Annotated in this window: 14 protein-coding genes; 8 read left to right on the forward strand and 6 right to left on the reverse strand. The window is 51.6% G+C overall.

The window, feature by feature from the left end:
- Positions 1-11: 11 nt before the first annotated feature.
- The 6 genes from AB4N98_RS25605 to AB4N98_RS25630 all read right to left on the reverse strand — a co-directional run bounded on the left by AB4N98_RS25605 (position 12) and on the right by AB4N98_RS25630 (position 7,514).
- A complete protein-coding gene (locus AB4N98_RS25605; protein ID WP_088235354.1) occupies positions 12-281 on the reverse strand; it encodes a WXG100 family type VII secretion target in 270 nt (89 codons plus the stop codon).
- Entirely contained in the window at positions 281-994 is a 714-nt protein-coding gene (locus AB4N98_RS25610) for a vWA domain-containing protein (RefSeq protein WP_153437852.1), read from the reverse strand. The genes AB4N98_RS25605 and AB4N98_RS25610 overlap by 1 nt, the downstream gene beginning before the upstream one ends.
- A gap of 700 nt (positions 995-1,694) precedes the next feature.
- Positions 1,695-3,653 carry a DUF262 domain-containing protein gene (locus AB4N98_RS25615; protein WP_460148991.1) on the reverse strand — a complete coding sequence of 653 codons (1,959 nt, stop codon included), beginning with the start codon at positions 3,651-3,653 and terminating at the stop codon, positions 1,695-1,697.
- A complete protein-coding gene (locus tag AB4N98_RS25620) occupies positions 3,650-5,221 on the reverse strand; it encodes a DUF262 domain-containing protein (protein WP_460148992.1) in 1,572 nt (523 codons plus the stop codon). The genes AB4N98_RS25615 and AB4N98_RS25620 overlap by 4 nt, the downstream gene beginning before the upstream one ends.
- Positions 5,173-5,529, reverse strand: a complete 357-nt coding sequence (locus AB4N98_RS25625) for a hypothetical protein (RefSeq protein WP_169873136.1) — start codon at positions 5,527-5,529, stop codon at positions 5,173-5,175. The genes AB4N98_RS25620 and AB4N98_RS25625 overlap by 49 nt, the downstream gene beginning before the upstream one ends.
- Before the next feature lie 1,112 nt (positions 5,530-6,641).
- A complete protein-coding gene (locus tag AB4N98_RS25630) occupies positions 6,642-7,514 on the reverse strand; it encodes a WYL domain-containing protein (protein WP_460148993.1) in 873 nt (290 codons plus the stop codon).
- Between the two features lie 127 nt (positions 7,515-7,641).
- On the opposite strand from AB4N98_RS25630, the gene AB4N98_RS25635 reads away from it, so the two are divergent.
- From AB4N98_RS25635 to dpdJ, 8 genes are all read left to right on the forward strand, one after another.
- The gene (locus tag AB4N98_RS25635; RefSeq protein WP_460148994.1) at positions 7,642-7,932 is read left to right on the forward strand and encodes a hypothetical protein; all 291 of its coding nucleotides are present in this window, start codon (positions 7,642-7,644) and stop codon (positions 7,930-7,932) included.
- A gap of 587 nt (positions 7,933-8,519) precedes the next feature.
- A complete protein-coding gene (gene dpdE / locus AB4N98_RS25640; protein ID WP_460148995.1) occupies positions 8,520-11,588 on the forward strand; it encodes a protein DpdE in 3,069 nt (1,022 codons plus the stop codon).
- Entirely contained in the window at positions 11,588-13,009 is a 1,422-nt protein-coding gene (locus AB4N98_RS25645) for a DEAD/DEAH box helicase (RefSeq protein ID WP_460148996.1), read from the forward strand. The genes dpdE and AB4N98_RS25645 overlap by 1 nt, the downstream gene beginning before the upstream one ends.
- Positions 13,006-14,061: a hypothetical protein gene (locus AB4N98_RS25650; RefSeq protein ID WP_460148997.1), complete on the forward strand. Its 1,056-nt coding sequence runs from the start codon at positions 13,006-13,008 to the stop codon at positions 14,059-14,061. The genes AB4N98_RS25645 and AB4N98_RS25650 overlap by 4 nt, the downstream gene beginning before the upstream one ends.
- Positions 14,061-14,963, forward strand: a complete 903-nt coding sequence (gene dpdG / locus AB4N98_RS25655; RefSeq protein ID WP_460148998.1) for a protein DpdG — start codon at positions 14,061-14,063, stop codon at positions 14,961-14,963. The genes AB4N98_RS25650 and dpdG overlap by 1 nt, the downstream gene beginning before the upstream one ends.
- A complete protein-coding gene (gene dpdH / locus AB4N98_RS25660; protein WP_460148999.1) occupies positions 14,960-18,037 on the forward strand; it encodes a protein DpdH in 3,078 nt (1,025 codons plus the stop codon). The genes dpdG and dpdH overlap by 4 nt, the downstream gene beginning before the upstream one ends.
- Complete coding sequence (locus AB4N98_RS25665; protein ID WP_460149000.1) at positions 18,024-18,776, forward strand: hypothetical protein; 753 nt, start codon at positions 18,024-18,026, stop codon at positions 18,774-18,776. The genes dpdH and AB4N98_RS25665 overlap by 14 nt, the downstream gene beginning before the upstream one ends.
- The gene (gene dpdJ, locus AB4N98_RS25670) at positions 18,776-22,546 is read left to right on the forward strand and encodes a protein DpdJ (protein ID WP_460149001.1); all 3,771 of its coding nucleotides are present in this window, start codon (positions 18,776-18,778) and stop codon (positions 22,544-22,546) included. Before AB4N98_RS25665 ends, dpdJ begins: the two co-directional genes overlap by 1 nt.
- Positions 22,547-22,548 lie beyond the last annotated feature (2 nt).

The following is a 22,548-nucleotide window of genomic DNA, read 5'->3' on the forward strand; positions in this document are numbered from 1 at the left end:
ACCCCTGCTCCCTAGCTCTGCAGATAGTCGCGCAGACGCGAAGCAAGTGCGGCCAGATACGGCACCTGTTCCGTTGCATGTGCACTGAACTGATGCAATTGCTGAACGAGCGACTGGTAATCCTCCTCGAACTGCAAGCGCTTCTCGTCTTGCCAACTATCACCAAGCGACGCGAATGCACCGTCCAGTGTGCCTACTGAGTCGTTGAGCGAGTCGATGAATTGTTGCAACGCATACGCGAATCGCTCCAGTTCGTCCGGGTCTCCGATTGCTTGTGCCATTACCAGTAGCCCCCATCGTCGTCTGAAGTGTTCTGTGGCTGTGGTTCCAGCGATGCCTGACGATCCTCGATCTCGCTCGCGGCCGGCAGGGTATTAGGCGTCTGCGACTTCGTACGAATCACCACCGACATGGTGACGAACTTGAATCTGTCCCGTAGCTGTTTGGCGTTCTCCGCATAGAAGAGATCGTTCTGCGTGCCTTCGATAAATTGGCCGAGTACCGCCTTGTCAGCGTCAACACCGATGGCAATCGCCATGCGATCGCATTTCGCGGAACGGCCATCGCTGACGAACCTGTTCAGCGGCTCCTTCCAGCCGCTGTCCGGCTGCCCATCGGAGACAAGCACAACGGTGGGACGGTAGGCACGTGATGGCACGACATCTTTGTCTTCGATCATCGCTTTCGCCATGTCGAGCGCTACGCCGAGCGGCGTGGTGCCACTGGCGGAAAGTGCTTGCCATTGGATGTCGCCGGCACTGGCCAGGGATTGATGCAGATTGACTTGCGATCCGAAGGTGATGATCGAGACCCAGATTTCAGTCTCACTGGATTCAGTGCCACGGAACGTATGCAGCATGTCGCGCACTGCATCATTCAGATTGCGGATCTTATCTCCGCTCATGCTGGCGCTGACATCGAGCAGAAGAATGACCGGGAGCGGCTTGGCCTTCGGCACCGTGAATTTCGACGGGTCGAATGGGGTGTTGCTCATGGCAAGACTCCTTGAGAATTATGAAATGGATGGGCATAGCATCCATGTCGATGCGTCCTACATCGCATGACGCCCGGTGAGATGAAAATGGTGCGCGTCACTGAGGGATGTCCACAGGGAATCCTCAGGCCTGATCCTGGATATCGCTATTGGCGAGTGGGTACGGAACTGGATGCGTTGAGGTGGGGATCAGGCGTGACAACGCGAACAGTCTGGGCAGAGTAATTTTCGCTTGGGACATGAGACTTCCTTGTTCTACATCTCAACTGACAAACATCAAGTTTGCGTCGATGCTACTCATTTTACGGGCAATATGCCATCTACCTGTGGGGCATAAGACCAAAGTCTTTTGGCGTCTTTCGAAAGCGGCGTGTAAGCCTCAATGCCGGTGCTCGGCGTCTCGACTCAGGGGGCCTCTGCGGACCGAGCACGGATGCCAGGTTGTCAGTATTGGCTGGCTGGCGCCCGTCCCAAAGGGGCCAGTGGAGGCTTAGGAGTATTTTTCGATGCCCTCATAGGCTATCCGGATCTGCGAAGAACATTTTGCCTTGGCTCTAATGCGGTGCTTTCAGTTCCTAAAAATTTTGCATTGCTCCCACTCGCATCGCAGGTCAAGAAAAAGCACGGCTGAAATGCGCCCCGGTCCACTGCGTTCCGGTGGCTCAATCAAACGGTTCTGGTGAACATACCCGGCAGCTTGTCATCGGCGAGCGGTTTGACTAGCAAGATAACCGGCCAGCACATCGATCATGTTCTGTTGATGTTGCGCGGCCTGCGCGTCACCCCATTGCTTGTGGGCGTAGATCAGCTTCATTTTCAGCGAGTCGACGCGTTCCCTGTTCCGGTTGTGGAAGTGCTGGCGCTTCTCGTTGAACGGCTTGTTGCCGTATTCGGAGTTGATGCCCCGCGAAACCAGAGCCAGGTTGCCGAAGGTGTCCAGTACCTGGTCCGAGACGGTATCGAGGTCGACGTCCTGTGCCGTCTGCGGCGAAATATGCTCGATCGAGCTCTTCGCCGTCATCCTAAATTGGACGCGCTGCTGGTTATTCAACTGTGCGGCATTGGTGCTCCAGAGGACGAACTCCAGCTTGTAGAACCAGTAATGCGCGAACTTCAGGCCCAAGGCTGCGCCCAAAACCATATCGGGGTCGAGTAACGGCAAGGTTGCCACGTCATCGTTGAGCAAGACATGGCTGCGTTCGATCAATGGCCGGCTGTCGCTAGTGCACAGTAAGTGGTTATCCAGGTGCTTGAGTTGCCGCAGGTAGCTGGCCCGGCCCGTTCGATTTGCACGTATGTACGCCAGCAGAGGAGTGAGCCAGTAGTGAGTAGTGATCTGCTGCGAGTGGTAGAGCATGCTTTGCAGCAAGGCGAATTCATGATCGCTGCTTTCTTCCCGGAACAACGTCGTGTAGACCTTGCCCGAAGCGGCTGGACTTTGCCGCTTGTGCATGTTGTGGATGAGGTGGTGTTCATCGCCATCGACCTCCACCCATTTGATGACATGTTTGTCGAAGCAGTAGCGCACTTCCCACACCAGGGCGATGAACTTTCGGACCTTGGAGCCCGCGCAGGACGGCTTGAGGAAATGTGTGTCGAACAGGGACAGCAGGTCCTTGTCGCTGATCCTGGGAATGTCCGCTTCACCCTGCTCGTGCAGCCATATGCGCAACGCGTGCTGTAGCAGCATCGAGAAGCTGATGATGCTGCGCACCTTGCGCGTGCCCTGGAATATTTCGAGGTGCTCGCCACCGAGCTTGGGGGGCGCAGCCGCCTTGCCGGCCAGGATCTCGCTCAGGGCCAGCGGGGGCGCGGCGCGGGTGGCGGAGAACTCATCGCGCAGAGCTTGCAGAACGCGGGACGACCAGGCCAGTTGCTCGTCATCGCGCTTTGCATCTGCATTCGAGAACAGGTGGTGCGCATCGAGCCGAGTGATCCGGTGCAGATTGCGCTCCACATAGTCGTCCATGTAGGCGCAAGCCTCCCACAGCGCGGCATGCCGCTCTCGCTCGGCGCTATTATCGATGTGCTGGAGCAACCTGGCTTTAAGAATCTCATGGTGCTGCAACTGCGCGCCTCGGTTGTTAACCACCTCGAACACCTTGTTGAGGTCCATCGTCGCCGGGAACTGGGTCATGACCACGGTCAAGCTGTTCAACACATATTCGCTGAACGCAGCCAACTCGGCGTTCTCATGCCTGTTCCTGAACTCCTCGATGATCCCAAGCGCGTTGTCGATCTTGTCATGTTCTACAGATGGTGCCTGGCCGGAGGCGCAGATGGCCCTGAACGCTTTGTCGATGTCCGGCCGGATGGGAAAACCCAGGCGCGGGCGAAGCCCGCCTTCGTGTTCGCCTGCGAGGAACGGCCTGAGGTTCTGGCCCAAGGTCAGCGCCAACAACCACAAGGTGGTGAAGCGTTGCTGGCCATCGATCAGGTCGTATTCGACGGTCGAGCCTTTCTGGTGCCGGGGCATCACGAGGATGCCGCCCAAGTAGACGATGGGGCGTCGCTCTTCATACGCGGCCCACAGGTCCTCCAGCAAGGTGCGTACCTGTTCATCGCTCCAGACATATAGGCGCTGGAACACCGGGATCCGGAAGAACATGCCCTGCTCGGCGATCTGCCGCAACGTGATGGCGTGCGATTGTATGGTCATGCGCATTGCTCCTTGATCCAGGCCTCACGCCCGGCCAGCTTGCCTTCCTTGCCATAGAACGCCAACACCGCGGCCTTGTAGCGTCCGCGTACCGTCGAGTCTGTTTGGATTTCTTCGGCCGCATAGATGGCCGCGGCGCGTGGGTCGGACATCAGGAAACCGATGACTTCGTCCGGGGTATAGGCTTGGGCGATGACATCCAGCAGGTTCAGCGACGCGTCGCGCAGGTAGACGGTGACCGCTGCAGCGAAGATGTAGCTCTTTTCGATGCGGATGGCGCCGATGACAAAGTCCAGGCTGAGAGCGAAGCGCAGCAGGTCGCGGGTACCGAAACGATCGACAAACATCACCACCGCCAGGCAGAAGAGCTCGCGCAGATACGGCGAGAGGCGTAGGGTCACCGCGCTGTAGAACTGCCGGAATGCCCGCTCCTGCGTCGAGATGCCGAAAAGCTGGTTGACCAGGGCGGCGTACTTTTCGACATACAGGAAGAAACCGAGCCCGCGCTGGATCGGCTGGCGCAGGGAAAAGGGCAGGGCAGCGATGTCGTCCGGCTCGGGCAAGGCGCCGCGGCTCAACCTGAGATTGCCCGCCCGGGAGACCAGCAACTGCGCCGAAGCATAGGCGAGCGGCGCGGGCGAGATGTCCAGCCGGTTCCCTTGGTCAGGGCGCAGGGTATTTGCCTGGAACTCATTGATCACGCCGTCCCGGGATTCTTCCTGAAGTGCCTTCTGACCACGCCAGCGCCGGCCGCGCCAGAGCAATTTGCCGAACAGCAACTCATCGAAGTCACCCGCGATACCTTGGCAGTGGTCATGTTTCTGCCAATGCTCCCAGCGCCCGGCGAACCGTGCCTGCAGTTTCTCCCGGTGCTCGCCCTCGATGGCTCGCAGGTGGAAAGCCTTGAGCAGGTCCGCGGCGCCCAGCGGCACGCCGCGGCTGTTCTGGTTATCGAAGAAGGTGAACGCCAGGTCTTCGTTGGGTACCGTTATCACGCTGAACATGATGCGCCGGAATAGGGCCTTGCAGTCATTCGTTAACCCCTCGGCTTCGATGATCCGCTGGGCCTGTTGGATATTGTTGACCGACTCCGGTGACCGGTAGGCAAAGTCGGCCCCGGTTGGCAGCGTGCCATGCAGCACATGGTAGAGAATGCACAGCGTTGTAAGGCGCTGCTGTCCGTCAATGACGAATTGCCTGTTCTTTGCGCGGTCCTGGTGAATGAGCAACGCACCCATGTAGTAGTCGAGTCCGTTCGCCATCTCCAACTTGAACTCGTGCAGGTCCTTGAGCAACTGTTGAACCTTTTCCTTGCCCCAGACGTAGGGACGCTGGTAGTTGTCCAGTGCTAGTGGCATCTGTTGCGAGGCAAGCAGCGCCTCGAAATGGGTAACTCTGACCTTCACAGCTTTGTTCCTGATCATCGTTGGCGAATCCTTGCGCTGGGCATCCCCTGAAAGGGCGGCAATCCTACCGCGAATGGTGAATGATGGCCATGAGCCGCCCTTTTGTGCATGCCTCACGAAGTCATTGCGATTCGACAGCAGCGAGCGTTTGTTGGAGGCCACGGCCTTTCCAGGGCGCCGATTTGCACGCCGCGATACTCGCGAGTGGTGCCGGTGATGACTTCCTGACAGGTGGAGTTGAGTTTGTCCTGGGACTTTGGGTTGTTGGCGCTTGCATGGCGGCTGAGGACGCTGACTCCAGCAACGCGGTACAGCGGGATGTTGGTATCCAGGCCGGTCGAACTGTAGTAGTTGCGCTGGTTCAACTCCGACAGCGACTGGCTTTCGCCGACGGTATAGCCGGCGACGAAGTCCAGGGTGGGCCTGGTCGGCTGAGACAGTCTTGACTCGCCCGGGGATGTTAGGGGCACGGAGGGCAACAATGTCCTGCTTGGGCTGGGCGGCAAAGCCCGCCTCAATGGCGGGCTCAGCGAAGCCCCGCTGAAAGGCGGTCCCGGCAACGGCACCTTCGTGGTCGATAATCTCGGCGATGGGGTCAACGAAGCCGCAGGCGGGGGTATCGACCTGTTGCAGACCAGCCTGGTCTGCTACCTGCTCGGCAACAACGTCTAGGAACTCACCTACACCGGCAGCAGTTTCACCGGTGCCGACAACCCGTTGATCAACACCATCACTGGCGGTACCGGCAACGACTCGCTAGTGGCGGTCGATGACTACGATGTCTTCGTGCTCGCAGCAGGCTTCTGCGCAGACCTGGTCTTTGGCGTCGACGCCGCGTCGGGGGGGGCGGCCAGGACCGGATTAGCATCCGACAGCGACCTTTACCGCCCATTTGACCATCGCCGATGTGAGCGCCAATATCCGGCTACCCAATGTATGGGATGCTAGGGGTCGAGTGTTCGAATCACTCCGTCCCGACCATACTTTTCAATGAGCTAGCCCAATCTTTGCAGGTTGGGCTTTTTCATGCCCGAAAAAATACCCCCACATTTACCCCCACAGAATTTTCGACCATTTGTCGTGATGCTGCCTCGTTGTAAGCGCGCGAGATATTTGGTGCTGGCAAGAATGCTTCTGACTAGCGAGTTTTGCAGGGTCTTTAGTGTTAAGAATCCCCCTCGCACCTTACTGTAAACTAGCCGTTTTCGGTCAGTCAGCGTCTGCAAACGATCGATTTTCGTCACTCTCTGACAGGATCTATTAGGCAACTACCACTCTGAAACTCATCGATCTTCGTTGTGTAAGCTCGACTGAACATATCTCTGCGCCCCCCCCAATCCGGATGCGAATAGGTCGGTGCTGTGCCGCAGGTAATCGCCAGCCTTCAGAACAACGTATCTGGTACTCGCCATCATCGTATATGTACTGCTCGGGGGAACTCAGGGGGGTTGCAAATAGCGCTGCTTGGCAGCCACAAACGGATGCAGCTGGCAGTTGTTTCAGCCTATGGTCGCCAGGAGAATCGAAGCAGCTTACGCCGCCGCAGCCACCGCTCACCCGTATATGTCGCCGTCTCCTGTCCTCAGTGATACAGCCAGGACTGTAGCGCGTCGAGATTTGTTACCACGATTTGCTGTGCGCTGGCCTTGGATTCCACTTTGTTCGCGTCAATTTGAAAACGCTGCAATACGTACTGCACCAGAGCTCCGCGGCTAGGGAGGATGAGTTGGCCGTTTTGCATGCCGTAGTCGATCTCAATGATGTTCTTTTGTTCGGGTGTCAGGCGTTGGTCAGGTTCGATGATTACATCAACCAGGGTGTTCCAAGCTGTATCTGCCTCGCGGCTAAATGCCGAGGTGTCCAATACTTCCGGTTCACCCCGCAAGCGACTGAGAACGAAGTCGCGGTACGCTCCATTCTTCTCGCAGTAAGCGCGTGCATGCCAGCGCATGCCGGTGTAGATGAGCGTGTGCGGAGCAATCAGTCGGATTTCTGAAATCGGCGTGGTAAATGATACGTACTCGGTTTCCAGTCGGAGGCCTTCACGGCAGGCCTTAAGTAGCGGTCGCAGCACCTCTGGGCGGATCGAGCGGTCCGGTACATGCAGTACTTCAGTATGGGCATAGGCCAGAGCTAGGCCGTCGATGTGCGGCGCGCGTTCGTGATTCTGGTTGAGCAGATGTAGATAGGCGCTGGCACTGTCATCGATGAACAGTGGCTTGAATGTATTGCTCGGCACATAGCCCTTCAGCGATTTGCTATATGTAAGGTTTTTAGGCGCATGTTCATTGATGTAACCGTTAATATCCTTCGATGCCTGCTGCCGACTGATGCCAAAGCTCTGCATCAGGTGCCCTGTGGTCAGGCGGCCCTCCCACCAGACAATGGTCTCGATCAGGCGATAGCGTAAGGCTAGATCCCAGCGTACTTGCTCAACCGACTGCTTGCGTTTCACGACGTCTCCATCTGTGCAGAAACTTTACCTGTATATGCCTACATCATAGACCTGTCGTCAAAGGTTACATACTCTGCGATTGCGGTTCAAGATTGGTCGCGAGTGTCGGGGGAAAGAGATGGAATGTATGGAGTTGGTGTGGGCAATTTTGGGAGGCTCAAGCTTGGTCATCATCACGTTGATGATTGCGTTATTGATTCAAGCGTTGCACCTAAGTGCTATACAGGGGGCTCACGCGCAACTGGCCGACGCCCTGACTCACCAACAGGCAGTCAACAAGAAACTGGCGCAAGAAAATCGGAAGGTGTACTCGGCACTACGAGCGGAGCGTGCGCATGTCGAGCAGTTGCAGCGCAAAGTGGTGTTGATCCAAGGCTTGCTCACCGATTACCTGGCTGGCGTGGCAGTGAGTTTTTGAGTGGTGAGAGAAGGCCTCGATGCAATCAATACAGAATTTAAACCAAGGCAAAGGAATTGCCTTGCGGCTCTGAAGCTTTATTTTGACTTCGCTAGTCCTGCCGGCATAAGTCAGCATTCATACTGAGAAAAGTGACCTGAACAACGATGGTCAGTGGGACTACAATGAGATGGCACCTGAATGCGATCTGGGTAACGATAGCCAATGCGGGCCAGAAAAAAAGCGGCACAGATCGTGATCTCGATAATGAAGGCAGTTGGGGTCAGGATTGTGGCGATGCGGATTGCTACGAAGACAAGGATGGGTAGTGGGATGGATAAGTTGACTAGCAATACGAAAAATTACTGTTGGCTTACCTGGTTTGCTTTACCACCTGTTGGTGACGTGGGTAATGTACCGTTTAGCTCATGCAAGGCAGGTCACGGTTCTCCAAGGATCGCCCTCCAGAAGCGGTTCAAAATAATCGACATGCCTGATCTGGATCATCTCTCTTTGTTGCTATTTATCCGTGCCCATAGTGGTTGTAGTTTTGTTGCACCCGAATATCGCTACATGACGAACATTTAGGGAATGGAATGAGTGGATTGATGGTTGGCGATCTCGTGTGTTCCAGTGGCTTTTCCGGTATCGGAAAATTACTGAGCGTGGATCACAAGAGCAATGAGGGTGTGGTGGGATTCTTTGAGTCGCCCATTAGTTCTGAGTGTCGACTGAAAGCCGTAGATGTTGCTTTGCTTGAGAGCGCGCAGTTGTACGAAGAGTCGATTGTGTATTGTCAGGATCGTGCAAGCGGTATTTGGAGGAGGGGTAGGTACGCTGGTCCTCGCCCTGGCAACAGGCATCTAGTGATATTTCGGGCTGATGGAGATCAACAAGAGGTCGACATTGATCAACTTAACTGCCTGAATATAGGGCCGGGAGAACTGCTGGACCCGGCGGCGTTTTTGGCTGCACGGTCAAATGACGCACCTTTTTTTTGCTCCTTACGGCATGATTTTTTAAATGCTTATATCGAGCAGCGCGCCGCCTGTCGTTCAATTTCATCAATTCCCAGCAGTAGTGTTGAGTTGGAGCCGCATCAGATTGCTGTAGTGCGTCGGGTTTTGCGAGATCCAATACCTAAATACCTCTTGGCAGATGAAGTAGGCCTCGGCAAAACGATTGAGGCGGGCATGATCATTCGTGAGCATGTGCTAGAGAAAAAACACGACTCAAGAGTGCTAATCACCGTGCCTGCGGCACTAATCGAGCAATGGCGAGATGAGTTGTCCGGGCGCTTTCACCTTAGTGAATTGTTGGCAAGTCAATCAGAGCCACAACGATTGATTCGAATCTGCTCACATGAACACGTAAATAGTGTCCTTAAGGGGTGGTTACCTACCTTGTTGGTGGTCGATGAGGCTCACCAAATTGCACCTTGGGCATGGGATCTACAGTCTGATGTGCGTGAGCGTTTTCAAGCCTTGGCAGCAGGCTGTCAGGTGGCCTCGGTTGTACTGCTTCTTTCTGGTACTCCCCTAAACGGTAATGAGAAAAATTTTTTGGCAATGCTGCACTGCCTTAGCCCTGAGTCCTATGAATTGTCAGAGGAGGGTGTACGTCGCTTTACTACCCAGATCGCTGAGCGAGAATTAGTCGGCGGTTGGTACAGCGCTCTAACGCCAAGCAACTCCAACGCAGCTTTGGAGGAAATACTTCAAAATCTGGTGAGTAAATTCCCTGATGATCAGTCTTTGCATTCTTTAGTTGATAAGACCCTTCCGCTAGTAGATTTTTTTGCTGAGCAAAGTGGTGAACTGAGAATGCAGGCAGTCCAAACCTTAAGGCGTTATATCGGCGAACATTACCGACTGCACCAACGCATGTTGCGTAACCGTCGCGAGTCACAGCAATTGGCATGGCTGTTCCCTGGTCTCGCTGGCTTGAAGCGCAGTTATTGGCCATTGACGAAGCAAATGCCGTCTTTGGATTTGTTGCTGGAGGAATATCGCAGTCAAGCAAGTCGCGACCCTGATGATTTCCAAGCGATGAGCGCAGAAGTGTATTTACGATGGGTAGATGATCTATTGGTCAGCCCCTTGCTAGTCGGACGGCGTGCTAATCAGGCCATTCAACGTCTGTCTGGTTCACTGAAGCAAGCTGAACAGGAGTTACTTGATAATATCTCTCAGCAAGCTATTCATGAACAGATAGAAAAAGACATTTGCTTAGTTGACAACCTGCGCAATTGGCTTGCTGAACATAAAAATGGTAAGGCAGTGGTATTTTGTAGTGTTGATGAGGTGGCACAACATATATTCACTTTGCTGGCTTGCGAGTTGGATGTGGCAATCGAACGTTATATCCCCGGGCGAGAGTTGCGATTCATACGTCCCATGAGTTCTATCAGGGTGTTGGTGTGTGACCAGCATGGTGAGGACGGCCTTAACTTGCACGGTGGTCAGCGAATTGCTGTGCACTACAGTTTACCGCGCTCATTCAGCCGTATTGAGCAGCGACTTGGTCGACTTAATCGTTACAGCGCCAACCTGGTGGGGGTGCGACCAGTAGAAAGTTTGGCACTACTTCCTGCGCATGACGGATTAATCCGCCGCTGGATTGATGTGCTGGATCTGTCAGTAGGCTTGTTTAACAACACGATAGCCAGCCTGCAATATGTACTGGAGGAGCATCTTGAGAGCAGCTGGAACACAGTGGCCTCGTCGGGTGATGAGGCGTTGCTCCGGAGCGCCGCAGGCTTGAGTGGCGATGATGGCTTACTTGTGCGTGAGCGACGTCGCGTGAAGGTGCAGGAAGAATTGTTGGCACTAGATGATGAGGTTAGCGAGGCTAAGGACTTCGCCGAACAAATCGCCGACGCTGACGACTCAGCTGAAGAGCAAGCCAAGCGGATGTGCGCATGGATGACTAAGGGGCTGTCCTTCAATTTTGAGGGTGATTTGCAGAGTCCATTTCGACTCCGGTTCGCGGTAGAGGGGTCACGTGAGGGTAGTAAGACGTTAGTGGACGTCCAAACCTTTGTTTCTAACTGTTTAACCGGTATCGATCCCGAAAGTGGTAATCCCCCGGCAACTGCACCAATGAGTGTTTCGAGAGCCCAGGTGGCTGGTCAGTCCGGGGTGTACCCATTTCGCTATGGTCAGCCGTTTGTAGACTCAATTTATAACTTGATTACGGTTGATTCGCGCGGAGCAACCAGTGCCTTTCTGCGCGTGCTAAAAAAAAGCGACCTAAGGGAGCCAAAAATATTCTTCCGTCTCACCTGGTTGGTGACCGCTACAAAGTTGGGGTCTGGGCGCCTAGAGCAACTCAGGGGCGATGAGTTGATGTTGCCTTCAGTACTCAGCCATTGGCTGGCTCAGGATGGCAGTTTGGTGGTTTCTGAGAACACGTTGAAGTCAATGGAGTGGCCTTACAATAAACCTAATCCCGCCTTTCAAGATATCAATCTGCGTAATAACGTTTGGCCTGAGTTGGAGTCATTTCTACCAGCGGCCGAGTGGAAACAAATGGTTTTGACGATCGCATCAAAGAGTCGAGAGAGGATTCTAACTGACTCTCCCCGGACTCAGCTTTTGTTATCTGCTCCCCAACTGCATTTGCTATCCATGCATGCGGTAATTGTGTGCACCGAAAAGATGCTAAAGGAGGCCTGATGCAAGCGCAGTGGAATGCACTAAAAACTGCATTATTGACACCCAATCTTCTTTGCGAGGTTGGGGCCCTGACTGAGTCATTTTTTGTTCGGTTACTCACGGTTTTTCGCGACCCAAGATCAGGCTCGGCTGATCGCGCGGCCGTGTGTCGGGATGCCTTGGGGTGTGCACTGGCAAACAAAATTAACGATCCTGTATTACTGCTACCTGAAGGTTTAGTGGGCGATAGGTATCTTTCACCCACGGGGCTTGCCCGGAATGTCATGACTAAATACGTGCGCATGGAGGATGTTCTGAATGAAGAGGCACTTGCTGTCTACGGACATCACGCTCGTCGACATCTAATGCCCGTGCCAATGGATGTGTCTCTGCGACAAAGGCTTAAAAATGAGAAATTCACTTCATATCAAGGGCTTGGGCAGCAAGCCGCCATACGCACTGTTTTAACGTCCCCTACGGACAGCACGTTGATCATTAATCTGCCAACCGGTAGTGGAAAGACCCTGGTTATTCATGCGTTGAGCCTGTTCGCCGGCAAGAATAAGCTGGTGCTAGTCATTGTGCCAACGGTGGGATTGGCGCTGGAACAAGCAAGCCGTGCTGCTGAAGTGCTTGACCGTGCTGGATGTTGCCATGGTGGCAGTTATGCTTTGTATAGCGGCCAGTCTGAAACTGAGACTCAGCAAGTTCTTGATCGGTTGAAAGAGGGTAGCCAGCGTATTTTGTTTTGTTCACCAGAATCAGCGATCGGCAAGTTGCGCCCGGCCCTTTTCCGGCTAGCAGAACAAGGGCGGTTAGAGGCTTTGATTGTCGATGAAGCACATATTATCGATCAATGGGGATCTGAGTTTCGCCCAGAATTTCAATTGTTGGCACCACTGTTTCGCTCGCTCAAGGAGCATTCGAAAAAAAGCATAAGAACTGTGCTGATGTCGGCAACATTCAGCGAGTCGACCCTGCAATTGTTGAAGGATTCGTTTCTTCTTGAAGGAGAACAGGCGATTGAAGTTCACGGAAGTTTTTTACGCCCGGAACTGAATTTTAACCTGCTTAAAACTGTTGATTCTGAGGAGCATCAAGTCGCGGTGTTGGAAGCGATTATGCGTCTACCTAGACCGTTGATTTTGTATACAACTAAGCAAAAAGAAGCAGAGTTATGGAGGGATTTGCTACTCGCCCAAGGGTTTGTAAGAGTCGGTTTGTTCCATGGCGGAACCCCTGCGAATCAACGTGACGACCTGATCCGACAATGGGGTGATGACGAACTGGATATCATGGTTGCGACTTCTGCTTTCGGTGTGGGTATGGACAAGGCCGGAGTGCGTTCGGTGTTGCATGCATCAGTGCCCGAAAGTTTGGATCGGTTTTATCAGGAGGCAGGTCGGGGGGGCGTGATGGTAACGCATGCTGGTCTTGGATGATTTATCACCCTGGTCAGTTGCACCTAGCGAAAGGCCTATCGCTGGAGAAATTAATTTCTGCAGGTCTTGGCTTGGAGCGTTGGAAGACGTTATTGCAAACCAAAAAAATTAGCGGCGATTTGTTAACGGTTTCACTTTCGGCTCTTCGTCGTGGTGTGCACCGGCATAGCGAGAGCAACGAAAAATGGAATTTGCAAACCCTACAATTGATGCAGCGGGCAGGGTTGATTCGTCTATTTTTTGTACCACCCGAACCGCCGCAATTCGAAGGCGATTTATTGCCTGAGGATGAGCAACTCCAGACAGAGTATTTTGAGGAGTATTACGATCGACTCGGCGTTCAGATCCTGATTAGCACCCATCTGTCAATTGAAGCGTGGCAGCAAGTAGAGCAAAGGCGCGATCAGGAAAAACAAGCAAGAACCGCGGGTTTTGCTCGTTTAATCGGATGGTTAAAGAATCCGGAGCAACGATTGTGTTTGCTATTGAGCGAGTTCTATCGGCCTAGTGGAGTTGTACCTGAATACAGTTGTGGTGGTTGTCCAGGTTGTCGTAATCTAGGGCGTACGGCTTTTAAGCCGACTCTTGGAGCATCTTTCGAATTACGTGGAGTTGAACTACCTCAAGTGCCTAGCTGGATGCCTTCTTCGCAGTTGTTGCGTGTTCGATATAAGCCCGAGTTGTACCCTAGAGTTACGGTCAAGGCAATGCTACATGAGTGGCGTTATTGGTTACAAAGTTTGCTGCGTGCTAGACAGGTTCAGGCTGTGCGCGCTAGCCAGGCAGTACTAGATGAGATGTTCCAAAACGAGGCACTAAAAGCCCTGCCGTTCTGGTGCTCACTAGAACCAAAAGATAGGGCTGGAAGTTGGCTTGAGTTGGTGCTGCTAATGCCTGGGGATACTCATTTGCCTGTGCCGGAATTCGATGCGCCTCCCCGGGTAATAGTCGCTTCGGAGGGAGTGCCAGATCCACTTATGCCTAATCGCAATTGGTGGGAGACCCGCCCGGGCAGTAGGGAATTGGAAAGTTTTGTAAGGGGATTTCAGTAATGTCGATGGTAAATAATGCGCATGCCGGTAGCAGTTTGAGTTTACTGAACCTAATTGATAGGGTGCTCCTGCGGAAGGGGAAGCCTATATCGCGTACTGAGATTTTTGAGCTTTTAAGACCTGATTGGTTACCGAAATCAGACGGTGCGAAATGGCGTTTTGAGGGGAATTTAGATTTTTGGATAAAGGAAGGATTGTGGACGCAAGATGAAAGTGGAATGATTTCGGTCTCTGAAGGATCTACGGAGAAAAATCTACCGCATAGAGTTTTAGCGTTAATAATCGCTAATGCAGAGGAAACTACTGATCAATCCATTCTGGATGATACGCGGGTAGAGCCTTTTCTTCGTGCGATGACCTGCCTGTTATCGCAGCAAACTTATACATTTATGGGTGGTAGTCCAGTAGAACCCGGTAAGAACGGTAACGCGGAAGAGGCGGTCAATAAGTGGTTGCCAGGGGATCGAGGGCTTAACTTAACTAACGAGTTAACTACTTTCCTACAGTTTGGGGAGTTTTTAGGGTTTCTTGAGCCCTTTGGTGCTGGTTATATTGTCGATCCGACGCGATCGATCGAACCTTATTTGGAAGGTTTGTTTGCTGATGAAGTAAAGTTGTCACTAAAAGTATTTATTGAAAAGTTGTCCGAGAAAGTCCCCCTATTAGATGGCGGGCGTTTTCGTGTTTTGCTCGAACCACTAATGCAGGAATTGGGTTGGTATCCTCGTGAGAATAACCAGGTCAGTCCGGCTCTAAGCCATGCGCTTGTTCGATTGGAAAGTGCCTTTCGCTTACGCTTTGATAAAGCCTCCGATGACAAAGACAGTATGCAGTTACAGTTGCCGAATAAAAAGATTAGTTATGTGGGCGAAGTTTTTTATGTTTCGGAGGTGAAGTCGTGAGTTTGATTAATTATTGGCCTCGACCTGAATATATAAACGAGTGCATACGTACCGAGGCAGAGGAACTTGCAGAGCATGTCCTGTTGGCAGTCCACGAACCTATGCAGTTGCTGCGTGTAGGTGCTGGCGAAGACCAGTGGTGCAGTGAAGAAGATTTGCTTGAACACTTTCTATCTGTAGAAAGGCCGATTCCCATAATCGGAAAGTCTGGAGTTGGTAAGTCTCATCTTATTCGTTGGATGGACGCCAAATTAAAATTGCACGCGGATTACGCCAAATGGCACGTAGTGAGGATACCGAAAAATTCCAGTTTGCGTCAGGCACTTGAAATATTGTTAGACGGGCTTCAAGGTGATGACTTTGACGAAGCGCGTAAGCGGATTCACTCCGTAGGTGAACAGTTAAAAACTGAGGAGGTTGCGGATTTATTATTGACATTTATGTCACAGCAACTCCAACGCATGTACCAAAGCGCGTCTCTAACAATGGATGAACTTCGTGAGCGTCCCGAACTTCGTGCTCAGTTGACTGATTTTCAGAAAGAACGTTTGCGAGATATTCAAAAATACACGCTTCCCGGTCAAGGGCTTTCTGAATTAATCACTGATCCTAACTTTAAGAGAAACTTGCTTAGTCCAGAGCATTGCATTTATCAATCTGCGAGTCGGTTGACGCAGGGTGCAAGTGATGATGAGTTGGGGGATAACAATTACGAAATTAAAGCCAAGGATCTTGATTTTAGCTTTAATTTGGACGATTTATCGCTCAGCGCGCGTCACTGTGTTAGCAAGACTCGATTGGCCACTGAATTAGATGCTAGAGAGGGTGCGGCACGGGTGTTGAACGAAGTGCTTGGAGAGTCAACCCGTACGGTTTTTCGGCATTTGTTTCAGTTTAATGGCGGCAGTTTTCAAGATCTATTTAAGAGTATTCGTCGCTCGTTGAAGGTGGAAAGACGTACTCTGGTGGTGTTAGTCGAAGATATGGCGGCTATTTCCGCCATCGAAGATGTACTGATTGACAGTTTGTTGGAAGAGTCGGTGCGCGATGGTGAGCAGGAGCTATGCACTCTGCGCTCGGCTATTGCTGTGACTGACGGTTATCAAGGTTATTTGCGTCGCCAGGATACGATTAAAACCCGCGCACAATACGAGTGGAACATTCGTGACTATGGCTTGGACCGCGTGCAAACCTTAGAGCGAATTATCGATTTTTGTGGTCGCTATTTAAATGCCGCCCGATATGGCAGTGCGGCGTTGAAAACCTCATGGTTGTCTCGAGGTGAAGGAGGGTGGCCGCAGACTTGGTCTGATCCCAATGATGGAGAAGAAATTAGGGCATTTGGTTATTCGCCCTCTGGCGCCCCTTTATTCCCTTTTAATCGAAATGCTATTACAGCTCTTGCAGATCATTTTTGTCGTAAGGGCGACGAAGAGCTTAAATTTAATCCGCGTCAAATATTGAATGAAATTTTATTGCGCACACTCCGTGATTATAGAAAAACGTTCGAGGTACACGAGTTCCCGCCCGCAGGGTTTGCGGGGATAAGTGTTTGGTCAGGATTGCAGGGGGTTTTGCAGAGGCTTGAAAATCCGGAGCGAAGTAAAACTGTTGCGGCAATCTGGGGGTACGGTGGTCGTAAAATAGAGGATATTCAAAGTAATTTGGATAGAGGAGTTGCCATTGCCTTTGGTTTAGGTGGGCTAGCAGCGATGCTCAAGGATGGGGTGGTCGCCACGCCGGACGCACGCGTAATTACAGTGCAAACCAAAACTCAAACTTCTGAAGGAGATAATGAGGCAGCAACTGATTCTCGTCAGGATAAATTGCAGAAGTTGGAAGAAGCGGTAACATTATGGTTTCAACGTAAAATAGAACTTGGGCAGGAGGAGAGTCGCGCTTTGCGGGCGGGTCTTCTTTATATGTATGAGCAGTATGCGCACGTAGATTGGTTCGGTCTTGGTGAAAAGCCTTCGCTGAAGAGTGGCGTTTTTGTAAATATAGAGCTTCCTTATGCTGTCGGTAATCGTACCGTAAATAAAGTGTCTTTTTGTTTAGAGAAGGACTTCAAAAATACGCAGAGGGCAGCTTTTCTACAAGGCGTAGCCCTCGCACTGCTTCGCTATGAGTATTTTAATCCAAAATTTACTGATGATGTTGGTTGGGGTTATGCCGGTGGTTTTGAAGACTATCTAATATATCAAAACTTTGCTGCGGATTGGGTGCCTGATGCTTTGAGGACATTAGCTGCGCAGTCCCGGGAAAGCTTGTCAGATTTGCTCGGTAAGCAAGTTCAATCGGCGATTATACTTGGATTGATGGTAGGTGCTAATAATGATCGACAGCGCTTAAATGAATTGCTCCGGCCCGCTGAGAGTATTCGCGAACTTGAAATAGCCGCAATTGTTCCAGAGTTAAAGCAGGCGCGCGAATTAGTGCTTAAAGGTTGGGATGCTGAGCGTGAAGCTTGGTTGAAATTGGTTTCTGTAAATGAGCATGGGATGGATGGCGATATTGCCGCTAAAGGACTTAAAGGGGTAAGAGTTAATCCTGATCTGGCAGTGGTGCGGTTGGCCAACGTTGTAACTAATGCTTTGCAGCCAGCGATAAAAGTTATTGCTGTTCTAGAAGGTTGTTCTCTGCAAGATGAATTTTTTAATTTGCTGAAGAATATGGCTGATTTAGTGCGAGATATTAGTGTGGGTGGGCTACATTATCCAGCACAATCAAACTTTCCAAGTGCAAAAAAAATGGAGAGTTCTTTGCTTGAATTGAGGTCTGACAGCGAAAACTGGTCGCTGATCAAACGCCTATTATCACTGGATGGTGAAACTGATGTGGTTAAGCGACTGCAACAGTTTAACCTCATCGATGGTCCTCGCCTCGAGACACTTATAAAGGTGCTGATGGATTGGGATGGCCTTTACCAATACGTGAAGCCGCGCTTAGAATCGGAAAATAAGCGCTGGGGGGGAGATATTTTGAAGCAATCTCAAAATAGTGTGACCCGTCTACTTGATGAACTCACCATGACGGTGGATGACCTGCTGGAGGCTAGCAATGAGTCCGCTTGAACAGCAGATCGAAACTCTTCGAAGTGAGCAACTACTAAGTCAGTCTGCTGGGCAGGCTCGCGAGGCTATTAAGGACTGTGAACATATTTATGAACGCTTCCAAGCTATCGTCAAGAACCTAAAGGCTATGGAGGCCAGTGCGGATGTGCTAAAAGCACTACCGGAAGATGCGCCTGAGTCGATGCAGTTGAGTTCTGAAATACAGCAGCAGTGCAGTAAAGCAATTGTAAGTCTGAAAACGTTTACTAGTATTTGGCAGCAGAAAAAATCGGCTGCCCTCCAAGATGACGCACTTGATAATGCACACGTGGCACTTCGGGATCTGGCAACTCAATTAGAGGCGAAAGTGGAATCATGTTGGAGATCCTGGACTGCGCAACTGGACAATTCTTGCCGAGTCGAACAGGTAATGCTGGATACACAGCGTGGTATTCCAGTTGTTGATCAATTCTATACGGAGTATGTCGCTCTACGTAAACAGTTTTTGGCTGGAACGAAACAATTGCCGGAAAATGTTTGGGTAATACAAGGATTAGAGAAATTGGCTGCGAGTATGCAGCAAGTGCGTGATCAAATGGTTTTCGACCTGCCAGCAGATGTTACCCGTTTCTTTAAGCAGCTTAATCACCCTGGCAATCAAGGTAAGGCACCGTTGTCGATGATGACTTTGAGTGCTTTTCAGTGGCTACAAGAAAATGATCAGCTTGGACAATATATTATTAGCCGGAAAATTACCTGATGATCATTACATTGGCGCATTTGCATGCTTGTTTAGATAGGTTAGAAGAGCAAGAAACAAAGTTGCTGGTTTGGGGTGATACTGGCGGATTTTTTAGTTCAGATGAGGTGATCACAATCTTGGAAGGTGTGCTTCCCGATCATGATCCTTACGATGTACTGATGGAATTAACCAGGCATGCAATGCTCATAGAGGCGCCGCACCCTGAAGGACTGACAAATGTGTATCGCACACGGATGGGCGAGTCGGCGTACCTGTACCGTAATTTGCGTCAATGGTTCTTAGGCCAATCGCTGGATCGGTCTCGTACACTCGTATCAGACTTTCGCTTTATTCGACGCCCACGCAGTTACCCTATGCGTGATCAGTTTATAGGAAAGTTACTGCCTCAGTGGTTACAAGTACCGAAACTTAGTAATGCTCAGCAGTTGAAAACGGCAATTGAATTATTGCTTGACCCAAACAGTAACCTGCATTTAGCTGGTTTTCAGGCGCGAGCAACATTGCGCATCTTACAGGCCTACAGCGAGCAGCGCTGCGGTAGTAGCCACGCCTCTGGCACCATTGTCTGCGCCGGAACAGGCAGCGGCAAAACACTGTCGTTTTATTTGCCGGGACTCGCTTCACTAGCAGCGGATCTATTACTTAATCCCTCTCCTCGAGTACGAATTCTTGCAATCTACCCGCGTAATGAACTGCTCAAAGATCAGTTCATGGAGGCTTGGGGGCAGTGCCGAAAACTCGATGGACTGATGCAGTCAGGGGTCGGTCGAAAAATTCGCATTGGTGCTCTGTATGGTGATACACCTTACAACTGGGGTATGGCCGGGAAGGACTATAAAACGGGGAAACAAAAAGCTGAGTTTGACCTACTACGCTGCACCACCGACAGTTGTACTGGTCAGATGGAGTGGAATTCTAATCTTAAAGAGGTTAAGTGCAGTCGCTGTGGACACCGTGTTACGGATGATGAGGTGGCGCTGACCCGTAGTTGTCAGACGGACTTACCTCCGGATATTCTGTTTACCACCACCGAGATGCTCAATCGTAGACTTGGTGACTTCAGTTGTAACCACCTATTTGGTGTAGGCCAGCAGGCAGGTCCGATGTTGGTGCTACTCGATGAAGTGCACACGTACGGTGGTAGCAGCGGAGCTCAAGTTGCTTACTTACTTAGGCGCTGGATGAAGCGCGCTCAATGCCGTCCGCACTTTGTAGGGCTGTCTGCAACCCTGACAGATGCTGAGCGTTTTTTTGGCGAGTTGGTCGGCGCACGCCAAGAGCATGTTGAATTGGTCGAAGCGCTGCCTGATGAAATGATTGACGAGGGTGCGGAGTACCTACTGGTGCTTCGCGGCGACCCAGTTTCCCAGACTGCGTTGCTGTCGACCACCATTCAAGCCTGCATGCTAACTAGGCGTATTCTGGATGTCCGCAAGAGCCGCTCACAAGGCACTTGGGGTAGTAAAACCTTTGTTTTTACCGACGATTTGGATGCCAATAATCGTCTTTATCATCAATTAGCAGATGCAGAAGGTTGGCGCACTAGTAAATGGGGGCTTAAGCCTCATCATCCCTCGCTTGCTAGTCTGCGTGGTCCAAGGGACGGGCGGGATGATGGCGGGCAAGACACAGTCAATCCGCTCGAACGTATACGTCTGGGCCAAGATTGGCGAGCGGCTACCGATATAGGCCATTCGCTGGATGAGGATGATCGTGCGGTAATTGGGCGCACCTCAAGCCAGGATGTCGGGGTGGATGCTGACGCAGAGATTGTTGTTGCCACAGCGTCTCTTGAGGTGGGCTTCAATGATCCGGCAGTGGGGGCTGTGCTGCAACACAAGGCGCCGCGTGATGTTGCATCCTATTTGCAGCGCAAGGGCCGTGCCGGTCGCTCACGCACCATGCGTCCGTGGATGCTTGTAGTTCTCTCAGAGTTCGGTCGTGATCGAGTCGCATTTCAACGCTATGAAGAGTTGCTTAGCCCCGAAATTAAGCGGCAAGGTCTGCCACTGCACAACAGCCATATTCAAAAAATGCAAGCAACTATGGCACTGCTTGACTGGCTCAGTGCGCAGTTAGGTAGTGGTTCCGTGTGGACGATTCTACGCAAACCGAAAATCAATAAGAGCAGTTGCAAGAAACTGCTCATTTTAGTCGATCAGTTGCTACGACCAGGTAGTCAGCAAGAGCACTTCAAAACCTATTTGAAAGATGCACTGCAGGTCGATGACGATACGCTGAAGCGTATTCTCTGGGCGCCGCCGCGTTCGGTGATGCTTGAAGTGTTGCCTACGTTGCAGCGCAAACTGGTGACAGATTGGAGTGCCAACGGCCAACCTTGGGCGGATGTGGTAAGAGGAAGTTCACCGCTCTCGGAGTTCATTCCTGAGGCGCTATTTGCCGAACTTAGTTTGCCGAGTGTGTTTGTTGCTTTGGTGCGGGGGGCGGAGGAGCATATCGAGTGGACGGATCTACCAATTTTTCAAGCCCTGCGAGAGTTTGCCCCAGGGCGAATTTCTAAGCGATATGCGATTGACAGCAACCTCGATTCAGACTGGTTAGTGCCCGTAGATTTTGTACCTGAACAGGAAACCATTCAGCAGCGCGGGTTTGAAGTCTGTGAGGCTTTTGGCGAGCAGTTACGAGATGAAGGCTTGGTTGCTGGTGATGCGGATAAAACTTTAACGGTACTGCGCCCTAACTCCATATATACCCGGCGTTTAGATCCAAAGTTAGGCCTATCTGAGAAAAGTAACGCGCGATTGATATGGCAGTCTGAATTTCGCGTTCCAGCACTAACTGAATTGCACAAACCCCCAGTTGGCAGTTGGGGGCAGAATTTGGTCGATGTAACTTTCTGTTTGCATCAGCAAATGACTCCTCTGGAGGTGCTGCGTTTTAGTACCGCCGCAGATGCCACTTTAAGATTTAGCAAGGGAGCAACTACTAAAATTCGATTTGATTGGCAGCGTAATGGCGAACCCGTTGCCGTTGGTGCCCGCCAATGGGTTGATGGCATGCGATTACGCTTTGCTATCAATGATCAGGTAATAGCTGATATGTTAGCAAATCCACAGGTATTACGAGGATTGCGCCCGATCTACTTCCGGCATCTTGTGGATCAACTGGATATCTTTGGTGGTGACCAATTTAAAGCTAATTGGATCGCAGAGTGCTATCTGGCTGCAGTCGCGGGTGAACTGCTAGATTTGAATCCAAACGATCCGCAACCACTAATCAGTGCGTTGATTCGGTTGCACTCGAGTGCGGGTATTGAGCGATTGCGCAGCATTCCACAGAGTCTATTTCAGCCTGATGAACAACTTGATTCAGTGCAAGAGCAGAAGTTACAGGTGGATCTACGGGAGTTACTAGATCGAGATGATTTACTTTGCAGTCTAAAAGTGTGCGCAAATGCCCTCTGGTCTGATGTGCACGTATTACCGGAATTGGGCCAATGGGCGCGCGCCTTGTTGGCCAATACTCTCGCCGCGGCAGCCCAGCAATCCATGTGTGTGTTGCTGCCCGATGTTGACGAACGGGTTGTGTTGGCTGATGCGTTGTGGAGTGAGGGCTACTTAGAGATCTGGTTGAGTGAGGCCGAGGCGGGAGGTAATGGCATCATCACTCGTTTAGAACAGGCATATTTTCAGGATCCGTTGCGCGTACTTAATGTCTTCGCACGCAGCCTGCAGCCAAGTGACTATGAGCAAATCGACTTTGATCTCTTCCAGTTGCTTGGCCTGGTAGTGAAAGGGGGGATTTAGCT

The organism is Pseudomonas sp. S3_E10 (assembly GCF_054667615.1).

Coding starts and splice junctions, on each gene's coding strand:
- AB4N98_RS25605 (WP_088235354.1), bottom strand. CDS start 281: ATGGCACAAGCAATCGGAGACCCGGACGAACTGGAGCGATTCGCGTAT.
- AB4N98_RS25610 (WP_153437852.1), bottom strand. CDS start 994: ATGAGCAACACCCCATTCGACCCGTCGAAATTCACGGTGCCGAAGGCC.
- AB4N98_RS25615 (WP_460148991.1), bottom strand. CDS start 3,653: ATGACCATACAATCGCACGCCATCACGTTGCGGCAGATCGCCGAGCAG.
- AB4N98_RS25635 (WP_460148994.1), top strand. CDS start 7,642: ATGGAGTTGGTGTGGGCAATTTTGGGAGGCTCAAGCTTGGTCATCATC.
- dpdE (WP_460148995.1), top strand. CDS start 8,520: ATGGTTGGCGATCTCGTGTGTTCCAGTGGCTTTTCCGGTATCGGAAAA.
- AB4N98_RS25645 (WP_460148996.1), top strand. CDS start 11,588: ATGCAAGCGCAGTGGAATGCACTAAAAACTGCATTATTGACACCCAAT.
- AB4N98_RS25650 (WP_460148997.1), top strand. CDS start 13,006: ATGATTTATCACCCTGGTCAGTTGCACCTAGCGAAAGGCCTATCGCTG.
- dpdG (WP_460148998.1), top strand. CDS start 14,061: ATGTCGATGGTAAATAATGCGCATGCCGGTAGCAGTTTGAGTTTACTG.
- AB4N98_RS25665 (WP_460149000.1), top strand. CDS start 18,024: ATGAGTCCGCTTGAACAGCAGATCGAAACTCTTCGAAGTGAGCAACTA.
- dpdJ (WP_460149001.1), top strand. CDS start 18,776: ATGATCATTACATTGGCGCATTTGCATGCTTGTTTAGATAGGTTAGAA.